Here is a 12,774-nt window from a genome sequence, read left to right as displayed (position 1 = left end):
TTCATGATCTGGGACGAGACCCCGGATGACGACCGGGCCAAGGCGCTGGAGCAGGAGCTCGGCGAGCGGCTCAGCGACCTCTATACCGACGACGATGCCGACCGGGTCGAGGACCGGCCGGTCGGCTCTGTCATGGCCGGGCTGGCCTGCGGCCTGGGCCTGGCCGAGGAATGGGGCAATTGGGCGCCCGGCTGGCCGGCGACGCCGACCCCGCCGCGGCCGGCCGGCGGCGAGGCCTCGATCCGGGCCGAACGGGCCCGGCGCCGGGATCTGGCCGTCGCCGCGGTCGAGCGCGCCTTCCCCGCGATCGATCCGGCGCGGATCCCGGGGATCCGGGTCGGGCTGGCGGTGCGGCTGCAGGAGGCGGACATGATCGAATGCCTCGACACCGAGACCACCCGCACCGTCGCCGACCGCCTCTGCCGTTCCCTCGGCATCGAGACCTGCCTCCGTTACCAGGTACACGACATCCCCGACACGGGGTGATCGGCATGACGGATAGGCCGGGGCCACCCCCCTCACTGGACGGTCTTGGGGTGAGCCTGCCGCACCAACCCAACACCGTCATCGCGAGGCGCGTAGCGCCGTGGCGATCCAGGCTGGCGCCGCCTTGGACTGCACGACTGGATCGCGTCGCTGCGCTCGCGCTGACGGTGAAAGAGTGTCGGAAGACGTCTCGCAAGCCGATCTCCCGGCTGCGGGCATCTCCCCTCTCATCGGTTCCTGGCTGTTTCATCCTGTGATGCTCGGGGTAGAGTGCCCCCGCATTGCCCGGATCCCAGGAAGCCGCCATGTCCGCCGACCCGCTGCCCACAGCCCTGCCCCCCGACGCGCCCCTGCTGCGCCGGGATGCCGACGGCGTGGCGACGCTGACCCTGAACCGGCCGGCGGCGCGCAACGCCCTGTCGCTGGCGCTGATGCTGGCGCTGGAGACCGAGCTGCAGGCGATCCGGCACGACGAGTCGGTCAAGGTCGTGGTGCTGGCCGCCGCCGGCCCGGTGTTCTGCGCCGGGCACGACCTGAAGGAGCTGCGCGGCGACCCCAGCCGCGAGCATTACGAACACACCTTCGCTCAGTGCAGCGCCCTGATGCTGGCGATCACCCGGCTGCCCAAGCCCGTCATCGCCCAGGTGCAGGGCATGGCGACCGCCGCCGGCTGCCAGCTGGTGGCGACCTGCGACCTGGCCGTCGCCGCGGCGGAGGCGCGCTTCGCCACGCCGGGGGTGAACATCGGCCTGTTCTGCTCCACCCCCATGGTCGCCCTGTCGCGCGCCGTCGGCCGCAAGCCGGCGATGGAGATGCTGCTGACCGGCGATCCCGTCACCGCGGAGCGGGGGCGCGAGCTGGGTCTGGTCAACCGCGTGGTGCCGGGCGACCGGCTGGCGGCCGAGACCGCGGCCCTGGCCGGGCAGATCGCCTCAAAATCGCCGCTGACCCTGGCTATCGGCAAGGAAGCCTTCTACGCCCAGGCCGAGATGGGGCTGCAGAGCGCCTATGATTATGCGAGCGAGGTCATGACCCGGAACATGCTGGCCCGCGATGCCGCCGAGGGCATCGACGCCTTCCTGGCCAAGCGGCCCCCCGTCTGGCAGGGGCGCTGAGCTTTGGACCACGCCCCCATGACTCACGACCGCTACGACGACGCCTACATCCGCGGCATCCTGCGGTCGGTGAAGACCATCGCCATGGTCGGGGCCAGCCCAAACTGGAACCGGCCCAGCTACTTCGCCATGACCTATCTGCAGGGCAAGGGCTTCCGCGTCTTCCCGGTCAATCCCGGCGCCGTCGGCCAGACCATCCTGAAGGAGACGGTCTACGCCCGGCTGGCCGACCTGCCCGGCCCGGTCGACATGGTCGACATCTTCCGCAACAGCGAGGCGGCGTCCGGCATCGTCGACGAGGCGCTGGCCCTGCCCGTGCCCCCCAAGGTGATCTGGATGCAGCTGGGCGTCCGCAACGACGCGGCGGCCGCGAAGGCCGAGGCGGCCGGCATCCAGGTGGTGATGAACCGCTGCCCCAAGATCGAATGGGCGCGGCTGAACGGCGAGCTGGGCTGGATGGGCACCTCGTCGCGCGTGATTTCATCGAAGATGCAGAAAAAGGGATAGGGACATGTCCGAGAGCAACAGCAGCCCCGGCTTCGACACGCTGGCGATCCATGCCGGCGCCCGGCCGGACCCGGCCACCGGCGCGCGGCAGACGCCGATCTACCAGACCACCTCCTTCGTCTTCGAGGATGCCGAGCATGCGGCGTCGCTGTTCAACCTGCAGAAGCTGGGCTTCATCTACAGCCGGCTGACCAACCCGACGGTGTCGGTGCTGGAGGAGCGGATCGCCTCGCTCGAAGGCGGGGTCGGCGCCATCGCCGCCGCCTCGGGCCACGGCGCCCAGCTGCTGGCGCTGTTCCCGTTCATGGAGCCGGGGGCCGAGATCATCGCCGCCAACAAGCTCTACGGCGGGTCGATCAACCAGCTGGGCAACAGCTTCAAGCGCGCCTTCGGCTGGGTCACCCATTTCGTCGATGCCGACGACCCGGAGAACATCCGCCGCGCCGCCAACGACAAGACCCGGGCGATCTTCATCGAAAGCCTGGCCAACCCCGGCGGCGTGGTCAGCGACATCGAGGCGATCGCCAAGGTGGCACATGACCTCGGCGTGCCGCTGATCGTCGACAACACCATGGCCACCCCGTATCTGTGCCGGCCGATCGAGCACGGCGCCGACATCGTGGTGCATTCCACCACCAAGTTCCTGTCCGGCAACGGCACGTCGATCGGCGGCGTGGTGGTCGATTCCGGCCGCTTCAACTGGGCCCAGTCCGACAAGTTCAAGGGGCTGACGGGGGAGGAGCCGGGCTATCACGGCCTGCGCTTCCACGAGACCTTCGGCGATCTGGCCTACACCTTCTACGGCCATGCCGTCGGCCTGCGCGACCTCGGCGTCAACCAGCAGCCGATGAACGCCTTCCTCACCCTGCTCGGCATCGAGACGCTGTCGCTGCGGATGGACCGGCATGTCGAGAATGCGCAGAAGGTCGCGGAATTCCTGTCGACCCACCCGGCGGTGGAATGGGTGAACTATGCCGGCCTGGCATCGTCGAAATACCACGAGCTGGCGAAGCGGGACCTGCCGCGCGGCGCCGGCTCGGTCTTCACCTTCGGCGTCAAGGGCGGCTTCGATGCCGGCGTGAAGATGGTCGAGGGCGTGGAGCTGCTGAGCCACCTCGCCAATATCGGCGACGCCCGGTCGCTGATCATCCACCCGGCCTCGACCACCCACCGCCAGCTGACGCCGGAAGGGCTGAAGGCCGCCGGTGCCGGCCCCGAGGTGATCCGCCTGTCGATCGGGCTGGAATCGGTGGCCGACATCATCGCCGACCTCGACCAGGCGCTGAAGGCAGCGACGGCCTGAACAGAACCGGCGGCCGTGGTGCTCAGGCCCGCAGCAGGCCCTGGCCCACGGCCCTGGCGACCGCTTCGGTGCGGGTGGCGGCGCCCAGCTTGCGCATCGCCGATTCGACGTATTCGTTGACCGTGTGCGCCGACAGGCCGAGCAGCTGGGCGACACGCTTGCTGGAGGCGCCGCGGGCGACATGGCCGAGACAGTCCATCTCGCGCCGTGTCAGCAGCGGTTCCCCCGGCGCGTCCTCGGCCGACAGGCGCGTGCGCAGCTTCAGCACCCGGCCGAGATGCGGGCCGAGACGGCGCAGGACGTCAATCTCCCCCTGCCCCCAATCCGGCCGCCGCCGCGCCCGCCAGACCGACAGATGGGCGCCGAGCTGCCCGTCGTCGAAATCCACCCAAGACAGGCCGCTGTGGCGGTCCTGCGGCCGGACATAGTCGTTGTAGAACTCGGTCCTGATATAGTCGGCATCGGGGATCAGCATCCGGTCGACGAAGACCGACCCGGCCTGGAGCCGCGGCAGCAGCGGCCGGATCGGCCACAGCGTGTGGAAATAGGCATTGAAGTGCCTGATGTAGTCCGGGTCGGAATCGACCCGCACCGCCACGTCGGGCTGCATCGGCCGCGGGGTCGGGTGCAGGGCGATGCAGTCGCCGCCGAGCAGCCGCATCAGGCGACCGACCGCCGATGTCCACGCCTCGTCGCCGAGGGCGGCGTCATAGAGCCGGCCGATCATGTCGGCGAGCATGAGGTCATCGATCATGACGGGAACAGACCCTTGCCCAGGGCCTTGACCACGGCTTCGGAGCGGGTCGATGCCCCGAGCTTGCGCATCGCCGATTCCACATATTTGCTGACGGTGTGGACCGACAAATCGAGTTGCCGGGCCGCCATCTTGCTGGAGGCACCGCGGGCGATGCAGGCCAGGCAGTCCCTCTCCCGCCGGCTGAGCAGATCGGCGGCGCCATCCGCCCCGCCGGCCGCCAGCCGCTGTTCGAGCACCAGCGCGCGCGACAGATGCGGCCCCAGACGCCGCAGCAGCCGGATCCCGCCGGCATCCCACGCCGGCCGCCGCCGCGACCGCCACACGGACAGGAAGGCCAGGGCGCCGCGCTGGTCGATATCGGTCCAGACCAGGCTGCTGTACCGCCCCTGCGGCAGCGCATAGTCCACCCGGTATTGGTTGTGAAGCAGGGTCGCTTCCGGAACCAGCATGAAGTCGACGAAGACCGAACCGCTCGGCAGCCTGGGCAGGATCGACGCGAACGGGCTGAAGCTTCGATACTGGCCGTAGAGCGGGGCATAGGCCGGATCGGACCTGACCCTGACCGCATTGTCCTGCTGATCCGGCTTGCCGGTCCGTTCCAGCACGACGGAGGAATCGCCGCCCAGCACCTCCGCCACGGATTCGAGCGCGACGGCCCAATCCTCCCGGCGCAGGGCGGCGTCGTAGATCCGGCCGATCACGTCGCCGAGCACAGAATCATCCGACATAATGCAAGAGGTGCAGCAACACCCATCCCTGCCAAAGGCCTCATCCCGGCCCGAATACTTAGCAGGATTTTTGTTCTTTTGACGGCACGACTTTCCAAATCCCGGGACGCCTTCGCCTTTACCGCATCATCGCACGGCGATCCCTTCAGGCAGCCGGCGGTCGCGCAGGAAGATCTCGGCGATCCCTGTTCAGAACCCGTAAAGCCGGGCCGGGTTGGCGGCGAGGATGGCGTCGCGCTGGGCCAGGTCCGGCACCCAGTCGGCCAAGAGGTCGAGCAGGTCGCCGACATTCGGCATCTGGCCGGGATGGGCGACATGCGGCCAGTCGCTACCCCAGACCATGCGGTCCGGCGCGGCCTGCACCAGGGCCTGGGCGAAGGGGATGGTGTCGGCATAGGGCGGCCCGGCCGTCGAGACGCGGAAGGCGCCGGACAGCTTGACCCAGCCCTTGCCCCGCCGCAGCAGGCCGAGCAGCGCCTGGAAGCCGGGATGGTCGAGGCCGGCGGTAACAGGCATGTGGCCCATATGGTCGATGACGAAGGGCACCGGCAGCCGGTCGAGCCGCGGCGCCAGCTCCGGCAGCATCCGGGCGTCGAGCAGGAACTGCAGGTGCCAGCCGAGCTCACGGCAGCGGTCGCCGAGGCGTTCGAGCTGGTCGAAGCCGACCCCGCCGCCGAACAGCACGTTGAGCCGCAGGCCCACCACGCCGGCGTCTTTCAGCCGGGCCAGCTCGGCGTCCGAGGCGTCGGCGCCGATCACGGCGATGCCGCGCAGCCGGCCCCGGCTGGCCTTCAGCGTCTCGACCATCAGCTGGTTGTCGGTGCCGTGTACGCTGACCTGGACCAGCACGCCGCGGGCCATGCCGACCGCGTCGAGCATGCCGAGATAGGCCTGCGGCGGCGCTTCCGGCGGGGTGTAGCTGCGGCTGCCTACCAGCGGATAATCCGGCGGCCCGCCGATGACATGGGCGTGGGTGTCGCAGGCCCCTTCCGGCAATACGATCCGGCGCGGCGGCCGCGGCGCCGGGTCCGGCCCCTGGCACAGGTGCGCGGTCGGCAGCGGTTCAGCCATCGGCATGCAGGATCTTTCCCTTGGTCTCGGGCAGGGCCAGCGCGGCGACGAACAGCAGGGCGTAGGCGCCGATCGCGAACAGGCCGATCGCCTGGCCGAGCGGCATGCGTTCCGACAGGGCACCGACCAGCGTCGGGAACAGCGCCCCGACCCCGCGGCCGAAATTATAGGCGAAGCCCTGGCCGGAGCCGCGGATGCGGGTCGGAAACAGCTCGGTCAGGAAGGCGCCGACGCCGCTGAAATAGCCCGAGCCGAAGAAGCCGAGCGGAAAGCCCATGATCAACAGCGCGGTGTTGCCGAGATCGAGGCTCGTATAGATGTAGACCACGGCGATGGCGCCGAGCGAGAAGATGAAGAACAGGGGCCGCCGCCCCAGCCGGTCTGCAAGATAGGCGCCGACCAGATATCCCGCGAAGGACCCGGCGATGACCACGAACAGGTTGCCGCTGGCATCCATGAGCTTCAGCCCCCGCGTCTCGCTCAGGAACCGCGGCAGCCAGGTGGTGACGGCGTAGTAGCCGCCCTGCGCCCCGGTGGCGAGGAGCGAGGTCAGGATCGTGGTCCTGATCACCGCGGGCGAGAAGATCTCGAAGAAGCTGGGCCGGTCGCCCGTGGCCTCGATCCGGCGCCTGGTCTCCGCGAACACCGGCGGCTCCGCCACGAAACGGCGGATCAGGAACACCGCAAGCGCCGGCAGGACGCCGATGAAGAAGAGGTAGCGCCAGGCGACGGTCGGGTCGAACATCGTGAACAGCAGGGTCTGCACCAGCACCGCGGCCGCCCAGCCGATCGACCAGCCCGACTGCACCGTGCCGACCGCCCGGCCGCGATACTGCGGGCGGATCACCTCGCCGATCAGGACCGCGCCCGCCGCCCATTCGCCGCCGAAGCCGAAGCCCATCAGGGCGCGGGCCAGCATCAGTTGCTCGTAGCTCTGGGCGAAGCCGCTGAGGAAGGTGAAGACGGAGAACCAGAGGATGGTGAGCTGCAGCGTCCGCACCCGGCCGATGCGGTCGGCCAGGAGGCCGGCGGCCCAGCCGCCCACGGCGGAGCACAGCAGCGTCACCGTGGCGATGGCGCCGGCCTCGCCCCCGGTCAGATGGAACACCACCATGATGGTGGGGATCACGAGGCTGTAGATCTGGGCGTCCAGCGCATCCAGGCCCCAGCCGGAGAAGCAGGCCCAGAAGGTCCGCCGCTCCGGCGGAGTCATCTCCTTGAACCAGGCGGTCGGGCTGGTGTCGTTCGTTTCCGTGGTCATGCTGCCCCCCGTTTCGTGTGGCCGCCGCGACCGGCGGAGATCGCTTTAGCTAAGCCTCGGCATCCCCCTGCCGCTCCGGCGCCGCCTCGGCGAAGGCCGGCAGGGCCACCGCCCGCTCCTCGATCCCCAGCAGTGTCGGATAGGGGTTCAGGTCGCAGTCGAAGCGCCGCGCGTTGTAGAGCTGCGGGATCAGGCAGCAATCGGCGATGGTCGGCATGGCGCCATGGCAGAAGGCGCCGGTCGCGGGCGACCGCGACAGCTGGATCTCCAGCGCGCCGAAGCCTTCCGCCACCCAGTGCCGGTACCATTCCTCGATCGCCGCCTCGTCATGAGCCAGCGGCGTCTTGAGGTAGCGCAGCACGCGCAGATTGTTGATCGGGTGGATCTCGCAGGCGATCGACAGCGCGATCGACCGCACCCGGGCCCGGCCCGCCGGGTCGGGCGGCAGCAGCGGCGGCAGGGGATGGGTGTCCTCGAGATACTCGATGATCGCCAGCGACTGGGTGATCACCGATCCCTCGCCCTCCAGCGCCGGCACCAGCTTCTGCGGGTTCAGCGAGCGATAGGGCTCGATCGCCTGCTCGCCCTTGCGCAGATGGTGGAACACCGAATCGTAGTCGAGGCCCTTCAGCGCCATCGCGATGCGGACCCGATAGGCGGCCGAGGACCGGAAATAGGTGTGCAGCTTCATGGCTTGGGTCCAGCTCTCCCCGCGTGCTACCAGCGATTCCACATAGCCCGAAGCGGAGCGTCTTGCCATGCCCTCGTCACATCCGGCCCCATCTAATCCTATGGCGGCACGCCCCACCATTGTCTTCGACATCGGCGCCGTGCTGCTGGAATGGAACCCGCGGCACCTCTACCGCAAGCTGTTCGCGGACGAGGCGGCGATGGAAGAATTCCTGGCGGAAGTCTGTACCCATGACTGGAACCTGTCGCTGGATGGCGGCAAGCCCTTCGCCGAGGGCGTCGCCGAGAAAATCGCCGAGTTCCCGCACCATGAGCCGCTGATCCGCGCCTTCGACGAGCGCTGGGAGGAGATGGTGCCCCATGTCATCGACGGCACGGTCGAGATCCTGAAGGGGCTGAAGGATCGCGGCGACAAGGTCTATGCCATCACCAACTTCTCAGCCGAGAAGTTCGCGGTGGCCCAGGCGAACTACCCGTTCCTGACCTGGTTCGACGGCGTCATCGTCTCCGCCCATGAAAAGCTGCTGAAGCCGGATGCGCGGATCTACCAGCTGCTGGAAAGCCGCTTCGGCCTGTCGCTGGCCGACTGCATCTTCATCGACGACAATGCCGCCAACGTCGTCGGTGCCCGGGCGGTCGGCATGCGCGCGATCCACTTCGAGTCGCCGGAACAGGCCCGCCGCGAGCTGGTGGAGATGGGGGCGCTTTAGGGCAGAAACCGCGCCTGCCGCATCGAGACACATAAAGACATGTTTATGTCTCGCAGAGAGTTTGCTATCCTGGCGTCCATGCACATTGGAAATCAGGAGGCCTGAGGGTCGTGGAGCGTCTGTTGCAGGGGCTGAAAGCGGCGGCCGAGCCGACACGGCTTCGGATCCTGATGCTGTGCGCCCATGGCGACCTGTCGGTGACCGACCTGACCCAGATCCTGGGGCAGAGCCAGCCGCGCGTGTCGCGCCACCTGAAGCTGCTGACCGAGGCCGGCCTGCTGGACCGGTTCCGCGAGGGCACCTTCGCCTTCTTCCGCCTGGCCGAGGGCGACTCCGTGGCCGATCTGGCGCGCAGCCTGGTCGATCTGATCCCGGACGGCGACACCACGGTCAGCCTGGACCTGGAGCGGCTGGAGTCGGTGAAGCGCCAGCGCGCCGAGTCGGCGGCCGGCTATTTCCGCGACAACGCCTCGCATTGGGACGATCTGCGCACCCTGCACATCGCCGACAGCGCGGTGGAACAGGCGATCCTGGACCTGCTGCCGCCGGGCGAGATCGGCGACCTGCTCGACCTCGGCACCGGCAGCGGCCGGATGCTGATCCTGCTGGGCGAGCGGGTGCGCCGTGCCGTCGGCATCGACCTGTCGCGCGAGATGCTGTCGGTCGCCCGTGCCAACATCGAACGGGCCGGGATGCAGCGCCGCTGCCAGGTGCGGCAGGGTGACCTGTACCAGCTGCCCCTGCCCGGCAATTCCTTCGACGTCGCCCTGGTGCACCATGTGCTGCACCATCTGGAGGATCCGGCCGCGGCGATCGCCGAGGCGGCCCGGGTGCTGCGGCCCGGCGGCCGGCTGATCGTCGCCGATTTCGCGCCGCACGATGTCGAAAGCCTGCGCGCCGACCATGCCCATCGCTGGCTCGGCTTTCCCGACGATGTCTTCGCCCGCTGGCTGCAGCGGGCCGGCTTCGACAGCGAACCGCCGGTGCATCTGCCCGGCGCCCCTTTGACCGTCACCATCTGGCCCGCCAATCGGGCGGCGCAACGGAGAGCCGCGGCATGACGACCATCCCTGCCAATGCTTCGGCCGAGATTGGCCGCCGGGACCCCATCGTCAGCTTCGAATTCTTCCCGCCGAAATCCGAGGCGGCGGAGGCGACCCTGATGGAGACGGTGACGCGGCTGGCGCCGCTGGCGCCGGATTTCGTCTCGGTCACCTATGGCGCCGGCGGCACCACCCGCGACCGGACCTTCGGCATCGTCACCAAGATCCAGGACGGCAGCGGCCTGCCCACCGCCTCGCATCTGACCTGCGTCGGCGCCTCACGCGAGGAGATCGACGGCGTCGCCCGCGCCCTGTGGGCCGCCGGCATCCGCCGCATCGTCGCGCTGCGCGGCGACCCGCCGGGCGGCGCGCCCTATGAGGTGCGGCCGGATGGCTATGCCTATGCCGCCGACCTGGTGGCCGGGCTGCGCCGCATCGCCCCGTTCGACATCTCGGTCGCGGCCTACCCCGAGATGCATCCGTCGGCGCCGTCGGCCGATTTCGACCTGGACAACCTGAAGCGCAAGGCCGATGCCGGGGCCGACCGGGCCCTGACCCAGTTCTTCTTCGACACCGATGCCTTCCTGCGCTTCCGCGATCGCGCCGCGGCGGCCGGCATCACCCTGCCGATCGTGCCGGGCATCCTGCCCATCACCAATTTCGCCCGGACCAAGGAATTCTCCCAGGCCTGCGGCGCCGCCGTGCCGGACTGGCTGGAGATGCTGTTCGACGGGCTGGACGAGACGCCGGACACGCGCCAACTGGTCGCCGCCTCGGTCGCGGTCGAGCAGTGCCGCCTGCTGCAGACGCATGGGGTGGAGGAATTCCACTTCTACACCCTGAACCGGGCCGAGCTGACCCTGGCGATCTGCCGCTTCCTCGGCATCCGCCCGCGCCGGGCCGAGGCCGTTGCCGCCTGAAAGGCCCGAGATGACGGATGAGACCAAGCCGCTGTCCGATGCCGACCGGCCGGCGGCGCTGGCCCAGCGCGTCTATGCCGGGCACACCGGGGCGCTGAGCGGCCTCGGCCTGGCCGACACCTTCGACTACATCTGGCGCAACAATGTCTGGGGCGCCGAGGAATCGCGGTCGGGCCTCGGCTCCGGCCTCGATGGCACGGCGGAGCTGCGGGCCGCGATCCCGGCGCTGCTGCGGCAGCTGGGCGCGGCCTCGCTGCTCGACCTGCCCTGCGGCGATTTCGGCTGGATGAGCCGGGTCGACCTCGCCGGCATCGCCTACACCGGCGCGGACATCGTCGCCGATCTGATCGCCAAGAACATCGTGCTGCACGGCGAGACGGATGGGCGCCGGTTCCTGCGGCTGGACCTGACCCGCGATCCACTGCCCCGGGCCGATGTCGTGCTGTGCCGCGACTGCCTGGTGCACCTGTCGGCCGGCAGCATCGCCGCGGCCTTCGCCAATCTCCGACGCTCCGGGTCGACCTGGCTGCTGACCACCACTTTCCTGGAGCTGCAGGGCAACCGCGCCATCGCCGATGGCGACTGGCGGCCGCTGAACCTGGAACAGCCGCCCTTCAGCCTGCCCGTGCCCCACGGCGTCATCGTCGAAGGCTGCACCGAGGAGGGCGGCGCCTATCGCGACAAGGCGCTGGGCCTGTGGCGGATCGCCGACCTGCCTGAGAACGCAGCCTAGGCACCCGGATATCTTGAGCATTTGCGCCACAGCGGATACCGTTGTTCCGGCCGATCGAAAGCTCCTGTCCGAATTCGACCCGAAAACGAGAGAAACTGTCCTTGACGGCCGAAACCGGACGGATTAATTCCATCACGTTCAATTAATCACGAACGGGTGTGCCGGGAGGATGGACGTGCGACGCTCCGCGATCCGCCGCGGCACCAATTCCATACAGCTTCGCCGGTACAATGAGCGCCTGGTGCTGCAGACCCTGCGCCGTGCCGGCGAGGCGTCGAAGGCCGAACTGGCGCGGCAGGCGGAGCTGACCAACACCGCGATCGGCGGCATCATCGCCCAGCTCGAGGATGACGGGCTGATCGCGTCGGTCGGCAAGCGCCACGATGGCGGCCGCGGCCAGCCCGCCACCCTGTACCGGCTGGCACCGCAGGGCGCCTACGGCATCGGCGTCCGGCTGGACCGCCGCAGCATGGAATCCGTGCTGATCGATTTCGGCGGCACCGTGATCGCCCGCCGCAGCCACGACCGGCTGCTGCCCGCCCCGGCCGAGGCGCTGCGCATCGCCCGGCAGGACGTCGCCGAGCTGCTGGACCTGCTGGATCCGGCCGACCGGCCGAAGCTGGCCGGCATCGGCCTGGCCCAGCCCTACAATCTCGGCGCCTGGCTGCACCAGCTGGACCTGCCGCCGGCCGATTTCGCCGCCTGGGACACGGTCGATTTCCCTGTCATGCTGGAGGAAGCGACCGGCCTGCCGGTGTTCGGCGAGAATGACGGCACCTCCGCCGCCGTGGCCGAGCTGTTCTACGGCCTGGGCCGCAGCATCGACGATTTCCTGTACCTGTTCATCGGCCCCGCCATCGGCGGCGGCGTGGTGCTGGGCGGCGACTGCCTGCGCGGCCCGACCGGCAATGCCGGCGACGTGGCGCTGCTGCCGGTTGGGCCCGGCCGGCTGGCCTCCGCCCCGCCGGCCGCCGGCGGCCGCGACATCCTGCTGACCCGCGCCTCGCTGAACGCCCTGACCCGCCACCTTGCCTTCCACGGCCTGGCCGGCGGCAGCCGCGCCGACCTCAAGCGCGCGATCGCCGCCGCCCGCCCGCCGGTGGCGGAGTGGATCGAGGATTGCGCCGACGCCATGACCGACGCGATCTGGTCCGCCGCCGCCCTGCTGGAGGTGCGCAGCGTCATCATCGACGCCGACATCCATGACGGGCTGGTCGACGCGCTGATCGGCCGGCTGCGGGCCAAGCTGGCCGCAACCGTGCCGGAGGCGGGCCAGCCGCCGCAGGTCCTGCACGGGTCCTTCGGCTGCGACGCCGGCGCGATCGGCGCCGCCGCCCTGCCGATGTTCTTCAGCTTCTCGCCGCGGGCCTCGATCCTGACCCGCAGCGCCGACGAAAGGGGATGGCGCGACCATGCAGCCGCCGACTGACCACCCGCCCACGGGTCACCC

Annotated in this window: 14 protein-coding genes; 9 read left to right on the top strand and 5 right to left on the bottom strand. The window is 69.6% G+C overall.

Annotated features, from left to right (window positions below; all coding sequences use genetic code 11):
- From AC3XYG_RS12875 to AC3XYG_RS12860, 4 genes are all read left to right on the top strand, one after another.
- On the top strand, window positions 1–486 hold a 486-nt coding region (locus AC3XYG_RS12875), incomplete at its 5' end, for a hypothetical protein (protein WP_489140236.1).
- A gap of 305 nt (window positions 487–791) precedes the next feature.
- Window positions 792–1,601 carry an enoyl-CoA hydratase gene (locus AC3XYG_RS12870; protein WP_489140235.1) on the top strand — a complete coding sequence of 270 codons (810 nt, stop codon included), beginning with the start codon at window positions 792–794 and terminating at the stop codon, window positions 1,599–1,601.
- Between the two features lie 18 nt (window positions 1,602–1,619).
- Window positions 1,620–2,108: a CoA-binding protein gene (locus AC3XYG_RS12865; protein WP_489140234.1), complete on the top strand. Its 489-nt coding sequence runs from the start codon at window positions 1,620–1,622 to the stop codon at window positions 2,106–2,108.
- 4 nt (window positions 2,109–2,112) lie between these two features.
- A complete protein-coding gene (locus AC3XYG_RS12860; protein WP_489140233.1) occupies window positions 2,113–3,411 on the top strand; it encodes an O-acetylhomoserine aminocarboxypropyltransferase in 1,299 nt (432 codons plus the stop codon).
- Between the two features lie 22 nt (window positions 3,412–3,433).
- Here AC3XYG_RS12860 and AC3XYG_RS12855 read toward each other — a convergent pair whose 3' ends face one another.
- The 5 genes from AC3XYG_RS12855 to maiA form a co-directional block, all read right to left on the bottom strand.
- Window positions 3,434–4,165: a helix-turn-helix transcriptional regulator gene (locus tag AC3XYG_RS12855; protein WP_489140232.1), complete on the bottom strand. Its 732-nt coding sequence runs from the start codon at window positions 4,163–4,165 to the stop codon at window positions 3,434–3,436.
- Window positions 4,162–4,896: a helix-turn-helix transcriptional regulator gene (locus AC3XYG_RS12850; protein WP_489140231.1), complete on the bottom strand. Its 735-nt coding sequence runs from the start codon at window positions 4,894–4,896 to the stop codon at window positions 4,162–4,164. Before AC3XYG_RS12850 ends, AC3XYG_RS12855 begins: the two co-directional genes overlap by 4 nt.
- Window positions 4,897–5,085: 189 nt before the next feature.
- The gene (locus AC3XYG_RS12845; RefSeq protein WP_489140230.1) at window positions 5,086–5,967 is read right to left on the bottom strand and encodes an amidohydrolase family protein; all 882 of its coding nucleotides are present in this window, start codon (window positions 5,965–5,967) and stop codon (window positions 5,086–5,088) included.
- Window positions 5,960–7,228, bottom strand: a complete 1,269-nt coding sequence (locus AC3XYG_RS12840; protein ID WP_489140229.1) for an MFS transporter — start codon at window positions 7,226–7,228, stop codon at window positions 5,960–5,962. Before AC3XYG_RS12840 ends, AC3XYG_RS12845 begins: the two co-directional genes overlap by 8 nt.
- Window positions 7,229–7,277: 49 nt before the next feature.
- Window positions 7,278–7,919 (bottom strand): maleylacetoacetate isomerase, encoded by a 642-nt coding sequence (gene maiA, locus AC3XYG_RS12835; RefSeq protein ID WP_489140228.1) that lies wholly within the window; start codon window positions 7,917–7,919, stop codon window positions 7,278–7,280.
- 100 nt (window positions 7,920–8,019) lie between these two features.
- Here maiA and AC3XYG_RS12830 point away from each other — a divergent pair, with 100 nt between their 5' ends.
- From AC3XYG_RS12830 to AC3XYG_RS12810, 5 genes are all read left to right on the top strand, one after another.
- Window positions 8,020–8,628 (top strand): HAD family hydrolase, encoded by a 609-nt coding sequence (locus AC3XYG_RS12830; RefSeq protein WP_489140227.1) that lies wholly within the window; start codon window positions 8,020–8,022, stop codon window positions 8,626–8,628.
- Between the two features lie 110 nt (window positions 8,629–8,738).
- Entirely contained in the window at window positions 8,739–9,689 is a 951-nt protein-coding gene (locus AC3XYG_RS12825) for an ArsR/SmtB family transcription factor (protein WP_489140226.1), read from the top strand.
- Window positions 9,686–10,591 (top strand): methylenetetrahydrofolate reductase [NAD(P)H], encoded by a 906-nt coding sequence (metF, locus tag AC3XYG_RS12820; protein ID WP_489140225.1) that lies wholly within the window; start codon window positions 9,686–9,688, stop codon window positions 10,589–10,591. The genes AC3XYG_RS12825 and metF overlap by 4 nt, the downstream gene beginning before the upstream one ends.
- 10 nt (window positions 10,592–10,601) lie before the next feature.
- Entirely contained in the window at window positions 10,602–11,324 is a 723-nt protein-coding gene (locus AC3XYG_RS12815; protein WP_489140224.1) for a class I SAM-dependent methyltransferase, read from the top strand.
- A gap of 175 nt (window positions 11,325–11,499) precedes the next feature.
- Complete coding sequence (locus AC3XYG_RS12810; RefSeq protein ID WP_489140223.1) at window positions 11,500–12,753, top strand: ROK family protein; 1,254 nt, start codon at window positions 11,500–11,502, stop codon at window positions 12,751–12,753.
- Window positions 12,754–12,774: the final 21 nt, after the last annotated feature.

This window comes from Inquilinus sp. (genome assembly GCF_057815775.1).
Note: the sequence above shows the minus strand (reverse complement) of the source record. Positions and strands in the feature narration are given on the sequence as shown.

Bases quoted from the DNA above. Each gene is read 5' to 3' on its own strand.
- AC3XYG_RS12870 (WP_489140235.1), top strand. From the start codon at position 792: ATGTCCGCCGACCCGCTGCCCACAGCCCTGCCCCCCGACGCGCCCCTG.
- AC3XYG_RS12865 (WP_489140234.1), top strand. From the start codon at position 1,620: ATGACTCACGACCGCTACGACGACGCCTACATCCGCGGCATCCTGCGG.
- AC3XYG_RS12860 (WP_489140233.1), top strand. From the start codon at position 2,113: ATGTCCGAGAGCAACAGCAGCCCCGGCTTCGACACGCTGGCGATCCAT.
- AC3XYG_RS12855 (WP_489140232.1), bottom strand. From the start codon at position 4,165: ATGATCGATGACCTCATGCTCGCCGACATGATCGGCCGGCTCTATGAC.
- AC3XYG_RS12850 (WP_489140231.1), bottom strand. From the start codon at position 4,896: ATGTCGGATGATTCTGTGCTCGGCGACGTGATCGGCCGGATCTACGAC.
- AC3XYG_RS12845 (WP_489140230.1), bottom strand. From the start codon at position 5,967: ATGGCTGAACCGCTGCCGACCGCGCACCTGTGCCAGGGGCCGGACCCG.
- AC3XYG_RS12840 (WP_489140229.1), bottom strand. From the start codon at position 7,228: ATGACCACGGAAACGAACGACACCAGCCCGACCGCCTGGTTCAAGGAG.
- maiA (WP_489140228.1), bottom strand. From the start codon at position 7,919: ATGAAGCTGCACACCTATTTCCGGTCCTCGGCCGCCTATCGGGTCCGC.
- AC3XYG_RS12830 (WP_489140227.1), top strand. From the start codon at position 8,020: ATGGCGGCACGCCCCACCATTGTCTTCGACATCGGCGCCGTGCTGCTG.
- metF (WP_489140225.1), top strand. From the start codon at position 9,686: ATGACGACCATCCCTGCCAATGCTTCGGCCGAGATTGGCCGCCGGGAC.
- AC3XYG_RS12815 (WP_489140224.1), top strand. From the start codon at position 10,602: ATGACGGATGAGACCAAGCCGCTGTCCGATGCCGACCGGCCGGCGGCG.